This window comes from Psychrobacter sp. APC 3279, from assembly GCF_030407795.1.
Classification (GTDB): domain Bacteria; phylum Pseudomonadota; class Gammaproteobacteria; order Pseudomonadales; family Moraxellaceae; genus Psychrobacter.
Genome location: NZ_JASDCR010000017.1, coordinates 65,100 through 87,140 on the forward strand (window position 1 = coordinate 65,100; position 22,041 = coordinate 87,140).

20 protein-coding genes, 1 tRNA gene, 1 pseudogene and 1 other annotated feature are annotated in these 22,041 nt (G+C 42.1%); of the genes and pseudogenes, 7 read left to right on the forward strand and 15 right to left on the reverse strand.

The features are described 5' to 3' along the window. Positions 1–53: 53 nt before the first annotated feature. The 4 genes from QL898_RS10275 to speB form a co-directional block, all read right to left on the reverse strand. On the reverse strand, positions 54–1,460 hold the full coding sequence (locus tag QL898_RS10275) for a YjiH family protein (protein WP_160021270.1): 1,407 nt from the start codon (positions 1,458–1,460) through the stop codon (positions 54–56). Next, positions 1,444–3,279, reverse strand: coding sequence for a D-lactate dehydrogenase (gene dld, locus QL898_RS10280; protein WP_290176720.1), 1,836 nt, complete (start codon positions 3,277–3,279; stop codon positions 1,444–1,446). The genes QL898_RS10275 and dld overlap by 17 nt, the downstream gene beginning before the upstream one ends. A gap of 104 nt (positions 3,280–3,383) precedes the next feature. Continuing rightward, complete coding sequence (locus QL898_RS10285; RefSeq protein WP_290176721.1) at positions 3,384–5,087, reverse strand: 5-guanidino-2-oxopentanoate decarboxylase; 1,704 nt, start codon at positions 5,085–5,087, stop codon at positions 3,384–3,386. A 149-nt stretch (positions 5,088–5,236) separates the two neighbouring features. Further along, positions 5,237–6,205, reverse strand: coding sequence for an agmatinase (speB, locus tag QL898_RS10290; RefSeq protein ID WP_057760617.1), 969 nt, complete (start codon positions 6,203–6,205; stop codon positions 5,237–5,239). A gap of 212 nt (positions 6,206–6,417) precedes the next feature. On the opposite strand from speB, the gene QL898_RS10295 reads away from it, so the two are divergent. After that, positions 6,418–7,341: a LysR family transcriptional regulator gene (locus tag QL898_RS10295; protein WP_290176722.1), complete on the forward strand. Its 924-nt coding sequence runs from the start codon at positions 6,418–6,420 to the stop codon at positions 7,339–7,341. 150 nt (positions 7,342–7,491) lie between these two features. Here the strand turns inward: QL898_RS10295 and QL898_RS10300 are convergent, their stop codons facing one another. From QL898_RS10300 to QL898_RS10310, 3 genes are all read right to left on the reverse strand, one after another. Next, the gene (locus QL898_RS10300) at positions 7,492–9,282 is read right to left on the reverse strand and encodes a potassium/proton antiporter (protein ID WP_290176723.1); all 1,791 of its coding nucleotides are present in this window, start codon (positions 9,280–9,282) and stop codon (positions 7,492–7,494) included. Positions 9,283–9,557: 275 nt separating this feature from the next. Continuing rightward, positions 9,558–9,893: a GlpM family protein gene (locus QL898_RS10305; protein ID WP_290176724.1), complete on the reverse strand. Its 336-nt coding sequence runs from the start codon at positions 9,891–9,893 to the stop codon at positions 9,558–9,560. A 190-nt stretch (positions 9,894–10,083) separates the two neighbouring features. Then, positions 10,084–11,754 (reverse strand): thiamine pyrophosphate-binding protein, encoded by a 1,671-nt coding sequence (locus QL898_RS10310; protein WP_290176725.1) that lies wholly within the window; start codon positions 11,752–11,754, stop codon positions 10,084–10,086. Positions 11,755–12,014: 260 nt separating this feature from the next. On the opposite strand from QL898_RS10310, the gene QL898_RS10315 reads away from it, so the two are divergent. Then, positions 12,015–12,089: transfer RNA gene (locus QL898_RS10315), tRNA-Gly, on the forward strand. A gap of 303 nt (positions 12,090–12,392) precedes the next feature. Here the strand turns inward: QL898_RS10315 and QL898_RS10320 are convergent. After that, complete coding sequence (locus QL898_RS10320) at positions 12,393–12,611, reverse strand: helix-turn-helix transcriptional regulator (protein ID WP_025646832.1); 219 nt, start codon at positions 12,609–12,611, stop codon at positions 12,393–12,395. A gap of 122 nt (positions 12,612–12,733) precedes the next feature. Between QL898_RS10320 and QL898_RS10325 the strand changes: the two genes are divergently transcribed. Continuing rightward, positions 12,734–12,919: a hypothetical protein gene (locus tag QL898_RS10325; RefSeq protein ID WP_290176726.1), complete on the forward strand. Its 186-nt coding sequence runs from the start codon at positions 12,734–12,736 to the stop codon at positions 12,917–12,919. Here QL898_RS10325 and QL898_RS10330 read toward each other — a convergent pair. The 5 genes from QL898_RS10330 to QL898_RS10350 all read right to left on the reverse strand — a co-directional run bounded on the left by QL898_RS10330 (position 12,905) and on the right by QL898_RS10350 (position 18,437). Further along, a protein-coding gene (locus QL898_RS10330; protein ID WP_290176727.1) for an IS3 family transposase occupies positions 12,905–14,088 on the reverse strand; the annotation gives its coding sequence in 2 pieces (ribosomal slippage) (positions 12,905–13,815 and positions 13,815–14,088; 1,185 coding nt in all). The genes QL898_RS10325 and QL898_RS10330 overlap by 15 nt on opposite strands. Positions 14,089–14,339: 251 nt before the next feature. After that, positions 14,340–15,374 (reverse strand): hypothetical protein, encoded by a 1,035-nt coding sequence (locus tag QL898_RS10335; RefSeq protein WP_290176728.1) that lies wholly within the window; start codon positions 15,372–15,374, stop codon positions 14,340–14,342. A 63-nt stretch (positions 15,375–15,437) separates the two neighbouring features. Continuing rightward, positions 15,438–16,657 (reverse strand): IS3 family transposase gene (locus QL898_RS10340; protein WP_290176729.1). Its coding sequence is split into 2 segments (ribosomal slippage): positions 15,438–16,372 and positions 16,372–16,657, totalling 1,221 coding nucleotides; the frame shifts between segments, so codons are not numbered across the junction. Further along, positions 16,266–16,382, reverse strand: a sequence feature (AL1L pseudoknot). (Overlaps the previous gene by 117 nt.) A 125-nt stretch (positions 16,658–16,782) precedes the next feature. Then, entirely contained in the window at positions 16,783–17,814 is a 1,032-nt protein-coding gene (locus tag QL898_RS10345) for a hypothetical protein (protein ID WP_290176730.1), read from the reverse strand. Between the two features lie 2 nt (positions 17,815–17,816). After that, positions 17,817–18,437, reverse strand: coding sequence for a hypothetical protein (locus tag QL898_RS10350; RefSeq protein WP_290176731.1), 621 nt, complete (start codon positions 18,435–18,437; stop codon positions 17,817–17,819). A 40-nt stretch (positions 18,438–18,477) separates the two neighbouring features. Here QL898_RS10350 and QL898_RS10355 point away from each other — a divergent pair, with 40 nt between their 5' ends. The 4 genes and pseudogenes from QL898_RS10355 to QL898_RS10370 form a co-directional block, all read left to right on the forward strand. Continuing rightward, entirely contained in the window at positions 18,478–18,738 is a 261-nt protein-coding gene (locus QL898_RS10355; RefSeq protein ID WP_290176732.1) for a transposase, read from the forward strand. 140 nt (positions 18,739–18,878) lie between these two features. Continuing rightward, positions 18,879–19,364, forward strand: coding sequence for a DDE-type integrase/transposase/recombinase (locus QL898_RS13845; protein WP_356639067.1), 486 nt, complete (start codon positions 18,879–18,881; stop codon positions 19,362–19,364). Between the two features lie 62 nt (positions 19,365–19,426). Further along, positions 19,427–20,592, forward strand: a protein-coding gene (locus QL898_RS10365; protein ID WP_290176733.1) for an IS3 family transposase whose coding sequence is annotated in 2 segments (ribosomal slippage) — positions 19,427–19,682 and positions 19,682–20,592 — 1,167 coding nt in all. Because the reading frame shifts where the segments join, the coding sequence is not laid out codon by codon here. Positions 20,593–20,638: 46 nt separating this feature from the next. After that, a pseudogene (locus QL898_RS10370) lies at positions 20,639–20,833 on the forward strand (integrase core domain-containing protein); the annotation flags it as partial. A 100-nt stretch (positions 20,834–20,933) separates the two neighbouring features. Here QL898_RS10370 and QL898_RS10375 read toward each other — a convergent pair. Together QL898_RS10375 and QL898_RS10380 are read right to left on the reverse strand one after the other, a co-directional pair. Continuing rightward, the gene (locus tag QL898_RS10375; RefSeq protein ID WP_290176734.1) at positions 20,934–21,323 is read right to left on the reverse strand and encodes a transposase; all 390 of its coding nucleotides are present in this window, start codon (positions 21,321–21,323) and stop codon (positions 20,934–20,936) included. 111 nt (positions 21,324–21,434) lie between these two features. Next, a partial coding sequence (locus tag QL898_RS10380) for a hypothetical protein (protein ID WP_290176735.1) occupies positions 21,435–22,041 on the reverse strand: 607 nt, incomplete at its 5' end.

A 22,041-nucleotide genomic window follows, 5' to 3' on the forward strand; every position in this document is an offset into this window, starting at 1 on the left:
ACCATTTGTATATTATCGTTAGGCTAGATGCCTTATGAATACTAGACACGCCACTAATACAGTAGATGCGCCACAGACGTAATTACTACCAAGCTGATAAGCGTACGAAGGATAAAGATTAAAAATAGCTCTAATACATTTAGCTTAATATTTGACTTCAAAATCAGCGCACCCACTTCAGACATGTAGATAATCTGAGTAATTGAAGCAGCACCAACGATGAATCGTGTCATCTCACTTTCAATGCTTTTACCGACGAGCGCTGGCAAGTACATATCTGCAAAGCCCATAATCATGGCAGGTGCAGCCTTTGCCGCCTCTGGAATCTGTAACCACTCAAGTAGTGGTACAAGTGGTGTCGCAAGCCAATTAAAGACAGGCGTGTACTCTGCTAAGCCAAGACCGATGGTACCAATCGCAAAGATAACAGGAATCAGTCCAAAGTAGATATCAAACAGATTTTGTACGCTGCGTTTGAACACTTTACCTAAGCTTGGCATAGAATGCGCGCGAGTAACCGCACGATTGACTGCCCACTTATACGTTGTATATTCAGCAGGGATGCCTTCATCTAGCATGCTTTTGCCAGAATGATAAGTATCAGGCTTAAGTGATAATGGTGGTATACGCGGCATAATAATCGCAGCAATAAAACCGGTTAGCGCAATGGTCAGATAAAAGAAGACGAAGTTATTGTCTACGCCGATGGTTTTGGCAACCACATAGGTAAAGGCAATAGAAGTGACTGAAAATGTGGTCGCGATAATGGCAGCTTCACGCTGACTGTAAAAGCTTTTATCATACTCTTGCATAGTGACTAGCAAGCCGATAGACGCGGCACCAAACCAAGAAGACATTGCATCGACAGCAGAACGACCAGGTAGTTTGAAAAGCTTGATAAATACTTTACTGGCTAAAGTGCCCAAAAATTCCATCAAGCCAAAATCAGTCAAAAATGGCAGCGATAAAATGGCGAAGAAAAACAACGGAATCAGAATAGGAATCAAATCTTCGAAGATGACGCCGCCTGTATTACGATTGATAATGAACTCAGGGCCGACTTGTAGGAAAATCATCCAAACAAACAACATACCTAAAAAACGTGTGGACAGCCAAAACCAATCAACATCAAAGAGCTTTTTTACCAGTGAATCTTCATGCAACTTGGGCTTTAACGCTTTGACTGCCAGTGCACCAAGAGCGGAGATAGTCACTATCGCCATCGCAATATAGGCCACAAATCCACCTAACACGGTTTGTAGCGTATCGGTCAGTACACCTAATAAAATTGTGACCTTACCATCCCACTCAAACGGTATGATAAAAAGTGCAATACCCAGTGCTGAAAACAATAGGAACTTCCACATTGCTGCACGCCACTGTCCTGCTTTTGGCGTTTCTGGATCGACAGTATTGTTTCCTAAAATCGGCTGCTGCGATTTATCAATAGTATTCGTCATTTAACTTCTCCTTGATGGGCGATGATTGCCAGTTTTTCCATTTCTCTGTCTGACCAATACCTGGGTTAAGCGAATTGGTTGGATCCAGTTTTTTATAAAAATAATGTAGCTCAGTTTTAGCAGGATACACATGCCCTACATTGTGCTCAGCAGGATACTCAATATGACGTTTATCATAAAATGCCAGCAGCTCATCCTTGAATTGCTTGGCATTGGTCTTAGGCTTCAATAAATAGTCTTGGTGCATGACATGACAGAAAAAGTGCCCCAAATAAAAGGTTTTGCTGACTTGTTTTTGCAAGTGTTCAGGTAGATTCTCGTCCCAATCTACGGCATTTCTAGGTAAGGCAATATCGGTCGATAGCAGCTCGCCAAATTTATCTTGATTTAAATTATGATAACGAAACATGGCAGCGGTCGCGGCACTGCGAAATACCAATAATGATTGCGATTCAAGCTCTGTACACACATGCAACGCACCTTTATACTGCTGCATATGATTTTGCAAAAATGTCTGCGCAGCGACGATATTGTTGCCATCATTTTTATTAGAATCTTTATCTGAATTTTTATTAATGCCATTATCAAAGTCGTTAACAAAACCATCTGCGACTTTTATAATCAAATGGTATTTATATGATAGCGCCTGCGTACTCAAAGTAGCTGGTAATGACGGTGGCATAAACCTAGATGTTAGTTGCAGTACTCGATCTGGTAGCGTCTTTGGAAGCTGCCATTTATCTAGATAGTAGCCAATCTTTGCTTGTAGTCGATATAGCGACCCTATCTGACTAGCAGGAAGCTTACGCATACTCAGACAAGTGTCTCGGCCATAATGCATCGTGATGTCGTTATAGTCTTTGTGCATATACTCAGCCAACACGGGCAATTTCAACTCGCTTTTTAACCATTGTTTTCTGAGTGTGGTCAAGGTGTCAGCGTCGTTGGTCGAGATATAAAATGTTTGCTCTTGCTTGGGCTTGGCAAAGGTCGCTACCCTTACCGCAAATACAATGACCTTGCCAGCTGAACCAGACGCTTCGTACAGACCGTTGGGATCATTGTTAAATCTAGCAGGTGTCTTTGCCTCACAATCACGGACTGTGTGTTGATAATGATGGTTGGTGCAGGCGTTACTGCTGCTCGTACTATTTGAGACCTTACTAAATGTGCCAGCTTGCAGGTTCTCTAGCATTTCCTCTGGCTGTGTGCCCAAATCCAGTCCCAGATGATTGATTAACTCAAACACTCCTGATGCATTGCGCCTGGCAAATAACGCCATCTCAGTATAAGCAGGTCCACGCTGCACTAGCATCCCGCCTGAGCTATTGCAGATGCCGCCTATCACTGATGCACCAACACAACTAGAGCCCAGTACTGAATGCGGCTCACGCCCTAATGGCGCAAGGGTAGACTCTAATTGCTGCAAAGTAGCGGCTGGCAAAGCAACCAGTTCTGCTGCATCATTAAGTAAATGCACACCGGCTAGTAACTGCATAGAGATTACGACTAGTGGACGATCATAATCTCCATTCGGAGTTGAACCACCTGTTAAGCCTGTATTGGCCGCTTGAGCAATGATAATCACATCAAAAGCGGCACAGATATTAATGACGCGCCATAGTGCCACAAGAGAGTGCGGTATCACAACTGCGACGGTAGCGTCTGTGACAGCCTCAATCGCACCTTGCACATAAGACTGCTGTTGGCTAGATTTTGTCAATACATTGGTCGTACCAACGACAGCAGCAAGCGCCGTCAACAAACGCGGTATTTGCTCATGTCTACTTTCTGACATTTCTCTAGCATTGGGCGTCATGAACGTGCTTCCTTGCGTAACCAGCGTTTGTCATTTTTTTGTCTTTTTTTAGACCTGTGACTATCGGTCTCGTGATTATTCGTGGCGTTTGAGCCAGTATTACTTTAACTAAAATAAGTCACTGTCTTAGCCATTTCTTTTAGAAAGTCGTCTGCTTCATCAATCTCATAAATGATTGGTTGTTTACCCTTAGTGTCTGTCTTTAATGCGTCTAGCAATTGCTGCTTATCGGTTATTCTGCGATAGCCAGCGCCAAACCCTGCTGCTAATGGCTCAAAGTTTGGCGTTTTGATATTGACGCCAATCAATGGTAGGCCGCCCTCTTCCATATAACGACGTATCTCACCGTAGCCTTGGTTGTTCCATAGCAAAACGATCAATGGCAGCTCAAGCTCGGCTGCGCAGATGAGCTCAGCAATCGTAAATTGAATGCCGCCATCACCCATTAGACTGATGACAGGTAGATTTGAGCCAACCATGGCCCCGATAGCAGCAGGCAAACCATAACCTAATGTGCCAAAACCCGTTGATGAGTTGAACCATTTACGCGTCGCCAAGGCTTCAAGACCAAGGTTACCGCTATAAACAGGCTGCGTTGAATCACCAACGAAAATGACGTCTTCTACCTCATCTCTAATCAGCTTCAGTAATGCATTTTGACCCGCAAAGTCTGTCGTTACATCCTTTAAGATGGCCTGCTTTGCCTCATTGACACGTGATAATGCTTGATGATCGAATGTCTGCCCTTCTAAACGACTACATAAACCACTAATCGCCATCTGTGCGTCAGACAATACCGCGATATTGGCTCTAAATGGACGCTGCAATTGCTGAGCATCACAGTCGATACGTACTAGCGTGCCGTTGATTTTAAACTCACCATTAAAGAACACATCATAGTCAGTCTCACCAAGCTCAGTACCAATCGCTAATATCCAGTCTGCTTCTGTAATCACGGCTCGGCCTGCGTCTAATGACTGGTTGCTACCCAAACTTAACGGATGACCAGGTGGCAGCAAACCTTTGGCATTAATGGTCAAAAACGTTGGCGCATCTATCAATTCTGCCAATCGCTGTGCATCGTGATCGACATCGACACAGCCGCCCCCATAAAGTATTACAGGATTTTTCGCGGTTTTTAATGTTTCGACAATCGAATCAAGCTGAGCTGGATTCGGCAATGGTCTTGTGACCTGGGGTAGGCTCAAGCTATTTGCTACAGCATTTAACTTAGGCGGCTTAGCAACATGACTCGCATCAGCGGTGATGACATCGATAGGCAGCTGAATATGTACAGGGCCAGGACGTGCGCCATTAAATAAGGCAAAAGCTTCTGCGATGACTTTCGGTAACGATTCAGGTTGCCAAACGGTCTTACTCGTCAATGCTACTTTGCTAATCACGCCTTGCTGATCGTGAAGCTCATGTAAATGCCCTTCGCCACTACCCGTGTCTTTGACTTTATTGACACTAGAGATCACTAGCATCGGTATCGAATCGGCCAATGCCTGCGCCATCGCCGTCATAATATTGGTCATACCAGGGCCAGTGATGATAAAACATACGCCAATCTTGCCAGAAGCACGGTAGTAGCCATCTGCCATAAACCCAGCGCCTTGTTCATGACGCGGTGTCACATGACGAATATTGGTATTTGGCAAACCACGATACAGATCTACCGTATGTACACCAGGGATACCAAAAACAGTCTCTACACCATAATACTCTAGCCACTGCACCAATAGCTCACCGCAGGTCAGTGATGATGTGTCAGACAAAGAAGAAGGCGTTTGCGTTAATTGGGTCATGGGTCAGTCATCCTAAAAAATTTCGCTGAATATGCAGATAATTATCAATACCTCAAAACAACCTTTGTATTTTTTCTTTCATACCGATTATTAGTCACTAATTACTGGCTGCAAAGGCTGCTCATTATAGAGGTAATAAATGATGTCAATTAATAAACCGCCTTAACCTTGTCGTCATAGCGTACGCCCGGTAGGATACATAGCATCTCGAACAATAAGTTCGCCGCCAATACCGAAGTGTTACCGAATGGATCATACGGTGGTGATACTTCGACCAAATCACCGCCCACCACGTCTAGACCACGCATACCGCGAATGATTTCGATGCCTTGAGTAGAAGTCAAACCACCGATTTCAGCAGTACCCGTACCTGGGGCAAATGCAGGATCGATACCGTCGATGTCAAAGCTCAAATAGACAGGACCATCGCCTAGCTTTTCGCGGACTTCAGCCATGAGCGGTGTTAGCGACTTATACCAGCACTCTTCAGCAGGTACCACACGGAATCCTTGCTCAGTTGACCAGTCAAACTCTTCTGCGCTATAGCCTGTACCACGTAGACCAATCTGCACCACACGATTACCATCGATAAGGTTTTCTTCGACAGCGCGGCGGAACGGCGTACCGTGCGCGATTTTTTCGCCAAACATATCATCATTGATATCAGCATGAGCATCGATATGTACCATACCGACAGGGCCATGTTTTTTGGCAAGTGCACGCAGGATAGGCAACGCGATAGTATGATCGCCACCTAGTGTTAGAGGAATCGCGCCGTGTTTGACGATTTTATCGGTATAGAATTTTTCGATGATATCAACGCTTTTTAGCAGGTTGAATGTGTTGATAGGCACATCGCCGATGTCAGCGACTTGTAATGACTCAAAAGGCGCAGCACGAGTGGCCACATTGTAGGGACGAATCATTCTTGACTCATCACGAATCTGTCTAGGACCCAATCTTGCACCGCTACGGTTGGATGCACCAATATCCAAAGGTACGCCAACGAACGCCACATCTAACCCTTCAGCATCGGCTTGAGTTGGCAGACGCATCATAGAAGCGAAACCGCCAAATCTTGGCATATCGTTGCCGCTTAATGGTTGATTGAATGTCATAAGTTACTTCCTTGTTCTATTTGGTTTAAGTACACAATTTGCTACATGCCATTGACAATACATAAATATAAGAGAAGGAACCATGGTAAAATTTAGAAGTAAACTTCTATTTTTTCGTAGTAAAGTGCGCTTATAGGTCACTATCAGAAGTTTATGAAAAGAAGTATCAATTAAAAAAAGATGATATTGATTTAATAAATAAGGAGCCGCTTTTGATATTGGATGAACTGATAAAGATAGATATCAAAACGCTACGCAGCTTTATGGCTATCGTAGAGTGCCAAGGCGTGACGGCCGCTCAGTCACGCTTGAATGTCACTACTTCTGTCATCAGTGGACATTTGACACATTTAGAAGACCGCTTAGGAATGACGCTGTGTCATCGTGGACGAGCAGGATTTAAACTCACAGAGGACGGCGCAGCAGTGTATGAGGCTTGTTTGAGCTTTACCGAGGCCGTTGCCAGCTTTCAACATCAGTTGCACTATATCCGTCAGTTAGACTCTGTGCGTGGTGGTCATATCAGACTGTGCTTAATCGATCAGATGCCAACGCTTTTTTACGATGCGCTGCGTCAGTGTTTGGCTGCTAGCTACCGTGACAACCCGTTAATACACTTTTCGATTGACGTGCAAAGTCCTGAGAGCATGATAGAGAAGCTCCTCGGTAACGAGAGTGATATTGGTGTGGGGTATTTTGGTAGCTTTCCACCGCTACTGACCTTTCAACCTGCTTTTATCGAAACACAAGTGGTCTGCTGCGGGCGTGAGCATCGCTCTTTTCATGAGCCTGACAAGCTAACATTTGAGGAATTAGAGCAAGACCATCATTGGGTGAAACGAGGCTATATTACTGATGTCAGTATCAATCATATTCGCCCAAAGATACTGAGCGCGACTACTTATCAGATGGAGGCCACCGCGCAGCTTATCCTAGCAGGTCATCATGTGGGTTATTTGCCACGTGATCTAGCAATGCGCTACGAAGAGATGGGACTGATGAAAATATTACTACCTGATGAGGCCAGTTACGAGGTGAAGCATCACTGGGCATACAGAGAGAATTTGCACAAACATGTGGCAGATTTTTTGAATAAAATGATAAATTTGTTGTCAGAGAATTACTCTAAAGCCTAATTTATCAGCAGATTTTGCTACTCGGACTCTCAGTGTTTCTTAATCACAGTGTCCTAGTAGCTGGTGCATTGTCTTGAAAGTAATGCCTTCAAAACTTAAGCCTTATCTTACTATTCTGATAATTAGCCATTAAAAATTTGCGACAAAATTTTAGGCGGTCGCTGCTTGGTCTTGGTACTTTAGACCAATGGTTCTTAGCTTCCCTTTGTCATCGACTTCCTTGATGACCAATGACCACTCGTCACTCACCACAACGGTATCGCCCGACACTGGCGCGGTACCTAAGTGTGATTTCACGTACTCGGCCACCGTCTGCTCCCACATGTTTTTTGCGCTGTCTTCATCAGACGTTTTGAGTGTTTTTACCAATGTCTCAGACGCCATAATTCCTGTAAAAAACGGCAAGTCTCCAAGCTTAACACTCGGTGATAGCAACCAATCGCCATAGAAATCATCGATAGCTTTGCGATCTAATGTCGTGTCATTAAAAATCTTGGCGATTTTACTCGCGTGATTGCCTCTCATGGCATACCAGACACTATCGCCGAATTTTAGCTTTGTACTATCATCGACTACTACGATTTGCTGGTTACGCACTAGCGCAAAGACACTGATTTCATCTGGGTTGATACCTTTGGAGATACCTATAGGATGACGCCCAATGGCAAATGCACCCGACTTTGCCTCAAACTCATACAGCGTGATACTGGCCTTATCCGACACCCAAACCTCATGCTCTTCTTTTGGATCGTTATTGGTGGGAATACGCACATTAAACAAGTTGGCCATGGTAGGGATGGTCGTACCTTGCAAAATCAGTGACAACACCACGACACCAAAGGCAATATCAAACAATATAAAAGCGTTATCTATTCCAGCCATGACTGGTAAAATTGCCAAGGTAATAGGCACTGCGCCGCGCAAACCGACCCAAGAGATAAATCCAATCTCTCTGTCTTTAAATTTAAATGGTTTTACGCTGGTATAGACGGCAATAGGACGCGCCACAAAGATCATAAAGAGCGCGATCGCAACCGAATAATGCCAGACATTGAGGACGTTTGACGGAGTGACCAATAGTCCTAATACCACAAATAGCACGGCCTGCGACAGCCAAGCAAAGCTGTCCATCACTCGCATGACATGCTCTGTCGAGCGCACCTTATGGTTGCCGATTAACACACCAGTGAGGTATACCGCCAAAAATCCACTGCCACCAATGAGATTGGTCGCGGCGAACACAGCCAAGCCAGCAGAGAGGATTAAGATCGCGTACATGCCTTCTGCTAAATGTACCTTGGGCAATAATCGGGATAAGAAATAACCGAACAATAAGCCCATGCCTAGCCCAAAGCTCAGCTGCTGTAGCAATAAAACTAAAAAGCCGAACACTGTCTGACCATCAGGATCAACATTTAGGGCAATCAAACCAGTGACTAACAAAATAGCCAAAGGATCGTTAGCACCAGACTCAAGTTCAAGCGTTGCTTGTACACGGTCGTTAAGCTTGACACCGCCATTACGTAATAAAGAAAATACCGCTGCGGCATCGGTTGAGCCAACAATCGCTGCCATCAGTAAGCCAAAGCGCCAATCGACATCAAGTAGCCAAGTGACGAAGACCCCTAGCACCATGACCGTGACCAACACGCCCCACGTGGCCAGCGTAATCGCAGGTTTTAGCCCTACTCGAAACGATTTAAAAGACGTACGTAAACCACCATCTAGCAAGATACAAGCTAAGGCTGCTTGCCCAACGAAATTGGCTAGCGCATATTGAGAGAACTCAATACCCAAGATACCCTGCTCGCCTGCCAACATACCCACTATCAAAAACAGCAACAACAATGGTACGCCTAAGCGCGCCGATAATGTACTCGCCATGATACTGGCGAAAATTAGTACTGCGCCTACGAGATACAGGATATTTAAGGTATCCATTTTTTTTGAGCCCTATTTTTTATTATTAAGAATAGTAATTGATTGCGATGGGGTTTTCGTTATCTTGCTGTTAGGAGATATTACACCAGTGAGCCTATCATAAGCGGCCATTATTCAAAATATGAATGACAATTATTTATAATGATATTAGCATCACCATCAGAACTAGCAGCCAATATTAAATCAATAAAAATACTTCAATAAAAAAGTTCAAATATTAAAAAATCTTATAAAATGCTATTGCTATGATAAAAGGTTTTGTATGTTGCTGATGCTTAACCTTGAATGTATTGCCATGTCAGTACCAGAATAGCCGCCGCTATTGTCCAAGCGACCACCCCTAATAGCAATGCCTTATATAAGCTCATATAACTGATGCCAAAGAACACCACGAAGGTATAAATCAAATGCGGTATGACGCCCAGCATACTAAATATCAACGCAACTCTTAAATCAGCAGGACTGCGTTCCGTACCAACAATGAAATGACTGATTAAAGTAAATGTGGGAAATAGTGGCGCAAGCGCGGCCAAATAAAAAAAGCGAGTTTGGGCGAATAACTGAATCGCCAATACCATTAATGCGCCGATAAGCATTTTTAACCAAATCACGACGTGTCTATCTCCTGTTGACTATAAAGGCTGAACGTAGCCCAATCCGCCATGATACTAAAGTCTGCAAACTGACATAAGAGCAATCGCTGATTAATTAATCCTTATGATAAAAAAATGCAAAAAACCCCATCTCGCTATTTTGCTAAATGGGGCTGTTACTTCTATTAAGTAAGCTTTTACGAATGACTTAGTCCTTTTTTGGCTTTAGTGCCGCGCTGATGTCTGCTAGCAATGGTGGGATATCATGCTTGTCTGCAATCACCTCAATCATTATAAGCTTATCGGTAGTCGCAGCAGCTTTGTCGAAAGCAGATTTTAGCTCGCCTGCTGTCTCTGCTTTGAGTAATAGGCTATTTGCTTCTGTCGCGCCAAAAGCTCGTGGCATGATTTGCCAATCGCATTTAGGAATGTCATTATAGTATTGGTTTTCGCCATGAATCGCACGCTCTACCGTATACCCGTCATTATTGATTAAGACGATCACAGGGTTGATACGCTCTTGAATCATGACCGCTAGCTCTTGGATCGTTAGCAACGCTGAACCATCCCCAATTAATAACACACTGCGCTTATCTGGCGATGCAATTGCCGCACCCAAGCTGGCAGGCAACGTGTAACCAATTGACCCCCACATCGGCTGCCCATATGACGTCACCCCTTCTGGCAGGCGCACATCACTGATACCAAAATAGGCGGTCCCTTGTTCAGAAAACACCAAGTTATTGTGATCTAAACGGTCAGCGATAATGTGCCATAGGTCATCTTGGCGGATAGCCTCACTGTCTTTACCTTTTTGTTCGTGCGGCTTAACTTCTTCACAGAAAGGTTTTGGTACGATATCAATGCCAGAGGTCATCACTTCATGTAGGGCTTGCAACGCATCTTTTAGCGCAATCGGTGCAAAGTTCTTACCACTGATAGAAGCACGCTCATAATGCAAGTCTACGACCACATCTTCATTGATATCTTGGCTAAACCCTGCGGTAGTAGTGTCAGTATATTGCACCCCTACTTTGATGAGGCATTCGCAGTTTTCTACCGCATCTTTCACAATTGGACGCGAAGCAACACCCGCATAAGTGCCTGCCCAACGATCGCTATTTTCATCAAGCAACGTCTTGCCCCAAGATAACGTGGTATAAGGAATATCGGTATCAGCAATTAGTGCTTTGAGCTGTGACTGTAAGCCCAAACGATGCACCATCAAATCTGCCATTAGTGTCGTGGTTTTGTTTGGTAAAAACTCGGTTAGTGCTTGCTTGAAATCTGATAATGCCGCTTGGCTAGTAATGTCTTCTTGGCTATCGATCAGCTTGGTCGTTGGTGGATAGATAGGCTGGCGCGCAACGTCTGGTGATAACAGTAAGTAACCTGGGCGATGCTTTTTGAGAATCAAGCGAATCACTCTATCAATTTCTGAAGCAGCATTTTCAGGAGTAAGCTGCGCACGGGCTACCGTCACTGGCTCGACCATCTTAATAAAATGATTGAATACGCCATCGCCAAGCGAATGATGAATACGGCGCTTTGAGTCTTGTAGCGCTGTGCTTGGTGCACCTACGATATGCAATACAGGTGCGTACTCAGCAAAAGAACCTGCAGTCGCGTTAATCGCTGATAGTTCGCCTACACCAAAGGTCGTCACCATAGCGGCAAACCCACGCTCGCGTGCATAGCCATCGGCAGCATAGCCAGCATTTAGCTCATTGGTATTACCCACCCAGCGTAGCTTATCAGAGGCTAGAACGTTATCCAAAAAAGTTAAATTGAAATCACCAGGTACGCCAAATATCTCAGATGCGCCCGCTTCTGCGACACGATCAAACAAATAATCAGCGATGGTATATTGTTGACTCATTTTTTATCCTTATGACTTATCTTTGTAAGTATTGATAACTGTGAATGTAATTACGGTTAAATTATAAAGTGCGTCCCAGCTTATTTATGTACTACAAAGCTTTTGGAATACATATTATAATAAACCGTTATAACATATATCTATGGCCAGAAGACACGCCTATTTTAATAACTTTAATTTTTTTCGTCATAGGTGTTGACACCTAAAAAAAACTGCGTATAATACGCCTTCATCAACTGACGATAGTTAATTGATAATTAGCGGGAATAGCTCAGTGGTAGAGCATAACCTTGCCAAGGTTGGGGTCGAGAGTTCGAATCTCTTTTCCCGCTCCAAATACTTAAAAAGCCTCACTTAACAGTGAGGCTTTTTTTTGTCTAATTCTCGGGGTTTGTAGAGTATTTCTTCGAATATTTGTTTTCTTATAGTTAAGTTTATCTACTCAATTAAAAAGCTCGTTTTCAGTGCGGTGCCCATTTGGTGCCCAAACCGTGCCCTGCCCTAAAACTGCGAATACCGAATTGACCCCAACCTAAAAAATAATTGGGCAGAGTAAAACACTTAATATCGTCAAGTTTTATGACTTTCAATACTCTGCTATCAACTCTTTTAATAAGCATTATAACCTCCTTCTAAAATTACTCCTCACTAATCTCATCTTCTTCATAGAGGATAATATCTCCAGGCGTGCAATTTAAAAGCTTACACAGCTCATTTAGTGAATCGAAATCTATGCGAGTGACTTCGTTATTATACATTCGATATAGAGTAGACCTTCCTAGTTTAGTCATCCTATCAGCATCTGCCACACGAATGCCTTTTTGTGCAAATAAAACAGGTAAATTAAGCTTAATCATACATAAAATCCCTAAAGTGATAAAAAAGTGCTTGCAAGTGATAATATTTGCAGATAATATGTACTCATTAGTGATAACTAATCATTCACTAATAGTAAATTTATTTCACATGGAGAACTATTATGTCACAGACTTACCTCACTACTCAAGAATTGGCGGATCGTATCAAGTACGACGCACGTACTATCCGCAATCAAATGAAAGACACCGTTTTGATTGAAAACATTCACTATATACGCCCTTTTGGTGGTCGTAAGATTCTGTATGTATGGGAGTGTAGTGGTCAAATATTTTTAGACAGTACTTAAGAGGTTTTTGTTGAAATAAAGTCTCTCTTTCTCGCTCGGTGTTAAATACTCATTAAAGCTGTGTGGTCTTACACTTTGATAATAGCCCCAAATATAATCATTTACTGCCTGCTGAGCCTCATCAATATTGTCATAGCCGTTTTTTGGCATCCACTCTGTCTTAAAGCTTCTAAAGAACCTCTCTGTAGGTGCATTGTCCCAACAGTTGCCTCGTCGGCTCATACTATGCGACATACCATTGCACTTGGCTACGCATTTAGCATACTCTTCACTGGTATAATGACTGCCTTGATCTGAATGAAACAGCACGCCTTTAGGCTCAAGTCTTATGTGATATGCCATTTTTAGTGCAGATGTGGTCAGCTGGGTATTCGGGCTATCTGACAAGGCAAAACCAACAATACGTCGAGCATATAAATCCATAACGATGGCTAAATAATACCATCCGCCTTTGATACGAATATAAGTAACATCACCTGTCCACACTTGGTTTGGTGCAGTGGGCGCAAACTGACGGTCTAGTATGTTTCCATAAACTTTATGGAATTTTTCACAACGCCTGTACTTATGTGATTTTATCTGTCGACTAATCAACCCCATTTGTGCCATCAGCTTACCTGCTCTGTAGCGTGTGAGTTTAATGTCATGTTGATGCGTGACGATAGCAGATACCGTCCTTGCACCAGCCGAGCCATTTGACTGTTCAAATACTTCTCTGATTAAGGCTTTGAGCCTTATAAGTTCAATGTTTATAGACCTAGATTTAGTACTGTTGTAATAGCTGCTTCTAACAACCCCAAACAGTTCACATAGCTTGTGTTTGCTAATATGCTTATGATGCTCTGCAAGCTTGGTTATTAGCGATAGACGCTGAGATTGTCTTGGGCTAGCAGAGCAGATGCCTTTTTTAATATATCTCGCTCCATCTTAAGCTGCTTGACCTGTTTTTCAAGCTCTTGTATACGCCGTAATTCAGGCGTTAGGGCTTTGCCTTCTGATGGCATGACACCTTGCTGTTCTTTACGGTATTTATATACCCAATTCTCTAAGGTGGTTTTGCTGATATCTAATGAGTTGGCTACTTCTGGTATCTTCCTGCCTTGATCTTCAACCAGTTTAATGGCTTCTAGCTTAAATTCTTGGCTGTAGCGTCCGCGTTTGGTGGTCATATCTTCTCTCCAGTCTTGGTGATTGTACAACCTCTTATCTACTGTCCTATTTCATTATGCCCTGTTATCCAATAGAATTTACACAGAATCTGGGATGGAGCCCAAACTATTGCTATCATTAACCTACAGCTAAAGATTCAAGTCCTCACTAGGGAGCCGAACCAATAAAAGCACCTGATTGGTTCACCATAGGTATACGTTGCTTAAACAGTATTTATTTATCTTCTAAAAATACTTAAAATGTATATCACCTAATTCCAACTATTATCTGGGTGAGGCAAAGTGTCAACTCGACCTTCCCAATATTTTGCTTGCTCTACATATTTTAAATCAATGGTCTTTAGCCCCTTATACAATTCTTTCAATTCATTTGTAGCAATATAACTTCCTTGCTCGGCAAGATGTGTGAGTTCCTCAAGTTTTGGGTCAAATAGTTGGTGAATCACTTCTAAAGTGTGGTTATCAAGGGTCTCATCCATTCGATTGAGGTAACTTTTTACTAATATAGCCTTCGTGTCTAAGTGCTCGGCTTTGGATAGCAAATAAGCAGCCACGGCTTCAACGCTACTCTCAGTCTCATGCTGTAAATTAATAGGATTGTTATCACTTATATGTCTTTGTTTTTCTATGATTGCTCTCGCAACCATAGAATTAAGTAATGGTGATACATCGTTAGGGCTAAAGGATTGATGGTAGTCAACCACATAGCTCATATACTGCACGGCTTTAGCATCGTCTTTAGGTACGAATTCGCCTAAATAACTATGAACCGCCATATAGATGTATACGTTTATGAACTTGTCTGGATCGTGCTTTTTCTGTTTTACCGGTTCTACGTTTTTAATTATTTGGTCAAGTTCTTCATTATCTAAACCTCTATATTTAGAGAAGCCTTCTGGTACATCACGAATAATTATCTCCGCTATCTTGTCTAAGTCGTGTTCAAGTTGCTGGTACAGCGCAACAGCCTCTTTGTCACTACTGAATGGCTTACTGGCTTTGCATGGTTGAAAGTCTTCCACTTGAAGATCTAAGTCATTAGAATGAACTTCAATACCATTTGGCGTTTGTGTGACATTATTCAGATCAATGGAGGTGTCAGACTGTTCAACGTGCTTGTAGATGTCACAACTTGATGAGCTGTCAGTAACGCTTGATACGTTAAAAGACTGGTTAGGTGTGCTTTGAGCGATTGCCATTGATGAGAGCGTAGCAAGTACAGCAACTGACAATATAGATAAAATTGGGTTTAGACACTTATTAATATTTACTTTTTTGTTGTACATAGTGCACTTTCCAGTATATTTGATTGAACCGCCCCGACTATATCGGAGAGTGTTTTACTTGAGTCAGGCAGCAATGCCTGACAGGATTAAATTATCGTAATACCGCTTTTCAAACTCAAAAGGTGACACATAACCAATCGTGCTATGCAGACGTGTTTTATTAAACCAGTCCACCCATTCAAGGGTTGCCAGTTCAACATCATTAACGCCAGTCCAATTCTCCTTTAAATAGTCAATTACCTCAGATTTATACAGCCCGTTAACCGTTTCAGCCAGTGCGTTATCGTATGAATCACCAGTCGTGCCGACCGAGGCAATGATGCTAGAGTCCTTCATCTTATCAGTATAACGAATGGATAAGTACTGAACCCCGCGATCACTGTGATGAATCACATCTTTGGGGTTGTTCCTGTCTGCTATCGCCTGATTTAGCGCAGCCATAACCATATCCGTGTTCATGCGATTAGATACTTTCCAACCGACAATGCTACGGGCAAACACGTCAATGATAAAGGCGGTATATACCCAGCCGCTTGTCGTCTTGATATAGGTAAAATCTGCAACCCACAGCTGGTTAGGACGATAAGCGCTAAAGTTACGATTGACTAAGTCATCAGCGCGCTTTTGGTCGTCACGGCTGTTGGTGGTAATCTTGCTTTTGCCACGCCAGACACCTTGCATACCATACTGCTTTATTAAACGCTCTACGGTACACCGAGCAACCTTTAACCCGTCAGCTTTCATCTGCTGCCAGACTTTGCGCGCACCGTAACGGCATTTACTGTCCTGCCAAATACGTTTAATCTCACCGATGTAATAGGCGTCATGCTGACTGCGCAGTGAACGCTTGTGTGGGTTGTCGCTTAAGTCTTGAGCACGAGAATAAGTTGACGGGGCAATCGGTAGTACTCTACAGATTGGCTCGATCCCGTATTTCTGCTTGTGATCATCGATAAATGTGACCATTATTTCGGTGGACGGTCGAGCTCCGCCTGGGCGAAAAAAGCGGCTGCCTTACGTATGATCTCATTGGCCTGTTTGAGTTCTCTGCATTCACGTTCAAGATCTTTAATACGTTGCTCTTGGCTTTGAGCTTGTACCGATGCAGGGATAGTTTGATCTATATGCTTCTTGTGCCATGAGCGCAGGGTTTCAGGCATGCAGCCAATTTTAGGGGTAATGGCTTGGATGGCTGACCAGGTAGAGGGGTAGTCACCTGCCGCTTCAATGAGCATGCGAACGGCGCGTTCTTTAATCTCAGGAGTATAGGTTTGTCTTTTCATTGTCGTATTCTCTCAGAATATTAGGTCTCCGACAATCCCGGGGCGGTTCACAGATACTATAGCGTCCTGCTCTCTTTATTGAAGAAAATCATTTGCACAATAACAAATGAAATGTCTTTTTTGAACTACCAAAACTTCCAACTATTTTTCTTGGGCTCAGTGCTTTTAGGTAATTTATAATCCTCAGCAAAATCTGGATATTCACTTTTGACTCGAATAAGAAGGTTAACAAGAAAATCATTATAATAGTTATCTGACTTCGACGAAGAAGGTAAAACTCCTAAAGGAGTTTTCAATAGAAAATGATCAGCCTTAATAGTGTTTAAATTATTTTTCTCTCTTGACTTTTCTACAATTAAAACCTCAAAAGGATAGTAAAAGAACTCATACTTCCCAAAATCATAATACTTTTGGAACCTTTTATCTTCTTCAAAGAACTTTGCTTCATTTATATGTCTATTACAAGCATCAATAAAAAGCTCCTCTAGCGTATGACACCCTTCAAGACTCCAATCTTCAATAATTTTTTTGTATACATCGTCAGTAGGCTCAAATTCAATTACGCAAGGAATATTCCATCCCTGTTGTCTATTAAGAAAATTCAAAACAAAATATTGGGCATCTGAAGGTCTTTCTTGATTTTCAACACCACTAACAACATCAAACTTAATATTGATAATCTCAAACAGGTCTTTAGTTAACTGGTATGACTCTCGCTCCCAGTCAAGAATAAACAAATGAGCAATTAGAAATACGATACTATCTAAAGATAGCCCTGTATTGACAAAATCTCTCTCACCCCTAATAAACTCTTCGACATTCTGCTTGTAGAAAAATATTTCAAGGCGTAATCCCCAGTAGTACCTTAAGGTGAAGCTATTAATTTCATCTTGATTACTAGCTCCAGAAAGTTTTTTATATAAGGAGTTACAGAGTTCAATATAATTAGAAAAACTCAGGTCATCAGCAACATTTTTCTTGGCAGTATATGCGTATCCTTCAATATATTCTGTAGATGGAATTTCAAGCTTTTGTCCTGAAGAATAATTCAAAAGTCTTTCATTTCTGTCAGACGTATCAACTTCAATATGAGACTTTTTAAGAAAATACCTTATGTCTGGGAACTTATTATTAGTCACTGCTCTCGTATATTTCATAGTTATTTTAACCTCTCACTTGGCTTAGTGCTTCCTGTCCACTTGAATAGCTTCGCAATAGTATTGCCTGTCTCGTTAATTTTAGGTAACACTACTTGCATAACCTTGTTATCAAGAGTGTAGGTAGCATTTGGCCCATATAGTAGCTGGTAAATTTGTTCAGCATACTCTCTATCATCTTTTGATACACTTTTGCCAGAAATCTTACCAGTTCTAGCTTCTAAAATCCAAGTTCTAAACCTTTCATCTGGCTTCCCATCAGGCCATGATACAGGTGTCTTATGTGTATTAGGGTTGGATGTTGGCATCTTAGATTTAACTTCAACATGTTCTATAGTTTTAGTTTCTTTATTTATCCTAATTAAATCTGGACCGTTACCACTACCATTTTGTATGCCACGGTATTTAGCACCTGTTGCTGCTTCCAATATGTTTTTCGCCACACTTTCACCTAGTGCACCATCGTTACTTAAGTTATTTCTTCCAGTAGAAGATTTGACTTTAGGTCCTAATAAAAAAGCTTTTTCTGCTAGATCACTTAATGAGGAAAATTTAATTGGAGCTACGTAACTATTCTTAGTTTTATTGGGGGTGTAGCTATCCCCTAAAATAACACAGCTCAATCGTAGAATTTCTTATAAAATACCCATAAGGAGTTTTAACATGAGCAAACGAATGACTGAAACGCAAATTGTATCCATTTTAAAAGAAGCTGATGCAGGGTTACCTGCTAAAGAGCTATGCCGTAAATACGGTATTGCTAGTTCAACCTTCTATAAATGGAAGTCCAAATACGGTGGTATGGAAGCCTCTGATGTAAAGCGTCTAAAAGAGCTTGAAGAAGAAAACCGCAGACTCAAACAGATGTATGCTGATTTAAGCTTAAAATCTCAGATGCAGGAAGAGATTATAAAAAAGCTATAGCGCCTGCCCTTGAGCGCAAAGTTTGGGCGCAGGAACTACAGGCGCAGTATGGTGTCAGTATTGCAGTTAGTTGTCAGGTCGTCTGTATCAGTAGAACGGCTTACTACTATAAACCTAAGCTACCTGATGACCATGAAATTATTGATGTCTTAAATGAACTAACTGACAAGCACAACCGTTGGGGTTTTCCAAAGTGTTTTAAGCGCATACGTAAGCTTGGCTATTCATGGAATCACAAGCGGGTTCATCGTGTCTATACAGCTTTGAACCTAAACCTACGCCGTAAGACAAGAAGACGTCTACCAGCACGCAATCCACAGCCATTAAGGGTACCAAATGCATTAGGTCATATGTGGTCAATGGATTTCATGAGTGACAAGCTGCATAACAATATTCGCTTTCGCACTTTTAACGTGATTGATGACTACAACCGTGAGGTATTAGGCATTGATATTGGTACCAGCATCCCATCCTTGAGAGTGATTCGGTATCTCGATCAGTTGGCCCAGTGGCACGGTTATCCTAAGCAAATCCGTGTAGATAATGGCAGTGAGTTTACATCCAGTGTGTTTGCTGATTGGGCAGCGGCTCATAATATCTTTATAGACTATATCGAGCCTGGCTGAGCTATGCTGAAGAAACCGTAGAGATAAACTTGGTAAACTAAGCGTATTAATCGGAGTTTACCATGACCAAGAAAGTTAGAACTTACAGCACAGAATTTAAAGCAGAAGCTGTCAAGAAGATAGCGGATAATAATGGCAATATTTCAGCTACTGCAAAGCAGCTCGGGATCGCCATGCAAACCTTATCTAACTGGCAGAATAAAGCCAATCAAGGCAAGCTTGTGGGCACTGAACAATACGATCCTGATCTTATGACGGCTCTTCAGGAAATAAAGCAGCTCAAGCGGCAGCTTAAAGTGGCTGAAGAGGAGCGCGAGATCTTAAAAAAGGCGACGGCGTACTTTGCCAAGCACAGTTAGTGAAGTACGCCTTTATTAAAGACAATCAGCAAGTCTTTAGCATTAGTAGCATGTGCCGCGTACTACAGGTTAAACCTTCAAGCTACTATGACTGGCTAGGTCGTCATATCAGCTGTCAGCAGGTACATCGTAATCAGTGCGAGTTACTGGTTAAAGCCGCTCACAATGAAACGAAAGAACGTTATGGCGTAGATCGACTGCATGCTCATCTAAGCGAGCAAGGGCATGACATTAGCCTATATATGGTAAGAAGCATCAAAGAGGAACACGGCATTAAATGTCGTCGTCATAAGCGCTTTAAAGTCACCACTGACTCTAATCACAACAAACTGGTCTATGATAACGTGCTGGATCAGCAGTTTGATGCCAAGTGTCCTAATCAGGCGTGGGTCAGTGACATCACCTATATCTGGACACATGAAGGCTGGCTGTACTTAGCAGGAGTCAAAGACTTATACACCAAAGAGCTGGTTGGTTATGCCATCAACAAACGCATGACTGCTGGCTTAGTATGCCGTGCACTCAATATGGCAATTAAAAATAAACGGCCCAGCAAAGAGCTAATCGTTCACTCTGACAGAGGCAGTCAGTATTGCAGCCATGCCTACCACAAGATCGTTAAGCAGCATCAGTTTACAGGTTCAATGAGCGCTAAAGGTAATTGCTTCGACAATGCTCCGATAGAAAGCTTCTGGGGCGTATTAAAGAATGAGCTGGTATATCATCAGGATTATAAGACTAGATTTGCAGCGATCAACGATATTATTAGATACATCGAGCTGTACTACAATCAGACTAGAATTCAAAAGGGTTTGGGTTATAAATCACCAAGACAGGTGTGGTTTGATTATTATCGTCAGGCTGCGTAACTAAAATCTCCCAAGTTTAACTGTACGGAATTGACAGCAGGGGTCAGGCTGTCCTTATCAGAATGCTTATATTGAACGGTTTAATCGCAGTTATCGTAACGAGGTTTTAGATTGCTACCTTTTTAATAATTTGAATGAGGTCAGTCAACTGACTGAAGATTGGATAAAGGTATATAACACTGAAAGACCACATGATTCACTTAATGATATGACACCTGCTGAGTATAGACAGGTCAATTAATTATTCTATGATAGTGTTGTGTTAAAAATGGGGCATTTACAGGGGGATTACCCTCTCTACAATCTCGGTGGTGGTTTGACCTTTGGCGTATGAGAGAGGATCAGCAAGTGTCTGGGAGACACTTGCCCGAAGCGCAAGACGGAAGGCTATGCCTGTAGTGAAATATGATTTTGTCATCAAGACCTGAGATACGGGTTTGATGCTTACTAACGAGTACAGGCTCAAAGCTGCCACCGCGGTCTCTTGGGGTGGATATCTCAAGATCGCCTGTGTCACTGCGGACGGTCTTTTTAGTGTGCCCATTGCGCTTATTAGGTTTATCTGCTTTCTCATGCTTGGGATAGCCGAGATGGTCTTCCATCTCAGCTTCTAAGGCAGTATCGATAAAGGATTGCATGAGCTGCTTTTGGAAGTCTTTGATGTCATCAAAGCTTTTCATGCTACCAGCCATTTGCTCGGCCAGTTTTTTAATGTCAGATTGGGTAGTCATTGCTTATTCTCCGGTTAGTGGATTATAAGCAGTTACACAAAGTTTGGGAAAGGCTGGGCGGTTCAGTATTTTGGTGTACCTATAAATTTGAATTTCATTTTATTGTCTCAGTTAACTTTTCCACGCAGATACTATAGCGCCCCATTCTCTGTTTATAGCGTCATACTCTCTTTCCTGAACTGAATCATGCATATAATAATACGAACCAACTAAACTGGCTCTTTCATTAGAAAATTCTATTTTACGAATTCCTTCTGTAGATATTTTATTAGCTTTCTCCGCTTCTATCTCGTTATAAGGTACAAAAGTATGCCAAGGTATTCTATCTTCATAATATACATATTTAGGGGGATTAAGCTGATGATTAATACTACCGTTTTCGTTGATGAAAAAATTTAAAGTCCATTCATCTAAGCTATTTTTAGTGATTAAATTTTTATTGGATTTACTAATATCGATACAATCGCCTCTAGCGAAAATGAGATTGCTTTTCGGATCTACTTTAAAATCTGAAGCAAGTCCCTTAACTGTTAGCTTGATCAGCTCCTCGTTACACATCCATTCTATAATGAAATACGGGTTATCTATATTATAGCCAAAACCAGACTTATATTCAGCTTCTCTGATTGATATATAACTACCTCCTTTATATAAAAATAAATAATCACTATATGTACATTCTTGTCCTTTACTACTTATAACCTTGAATTCTCTTATC

Bases quoted from the DNA above. Each gene is read 5' to 3' on its own strand.
- QL898_RS10275 (WP_160021270.1), bottom strand. From the start codon at position 1,460: ATGACGAATACTATTGATAAATCGCAGCAGCCGATTTTAGGAAACAAT.
- dld (WP_290176720.1), bottom strand. From the start codon at position 3,279: ATGACGCCCAATGCTAGAGAAATGTCAGAAAGTAGACATGAGCAAATA.
- QL898_RS10285 (WP_290176721.1), bottom strand. From the start codon at position 5,087: ATGACCCAATTAACGCAAACGCCTTCTTCTTTGTCTGACACATCATCA.
- speB (WP_057760617.1), bottom strand. From the start codon at position 6,205: ATGACATTCAATCAACCATTAAGCGGCAACGATATGCCAAGATTTGGC.
- QL898_RS10300 (WP_290176723.1), bottom strand. From the start codon at position 9,282: ATGGATACCTTAAATATCCTGTATCTCGTAGGCGCAGTACTAATTTTC.
- QL898_RS10310 (WP_290176725.1), bottom strand. From the start codon at position 11,754: ATGAGTCAACAATATACCATCGCTGATTATTTGTTTGATCGTGTCGCA.
- QL898_RS10320 (WP_025646832.1), bottom strand. From the start codon at position 12,611: ATGATTAAGCTTAATTTACCTGTTTTATTTGCACAAAAAGGCATTCGT.
- QL898_RS10325 (WP_290176726.1), top strand. From the start codon at position 12,734: ATGTCACAGACTTACCTCACTACTCAAGAATTGGCGGATCGTATCAAG.
- QL898_RS10335 (WP_290176728.1), bottom strand. From the start codon at position 15,374: ATGTACAACAAAAAAGTAAATATTAATAAGTGTCTAAACCCAATTTTA.
- QL898_RS10345 (WP_290176730.1), bottom strand. From the start codon at position 17,814: ATGAAATATACGAGAGCAGTGACTAATAATAAGTTCCCAGACATAAGG.
- QL898_RS10355 (WP_290176732.1), top strand. From the start codon at position 18,478: ATGAGCAAACGAATGACTGAAACGCAAATTGTATCCATTTTAAAAGAA.
- QL898_RS10375 (WP_290176734.1), bottom strand. From the start codon at position 21,323: ATGACTACCCAATCTGACATTAAAAAACTGGCCGAGCAAATGGCTGGT.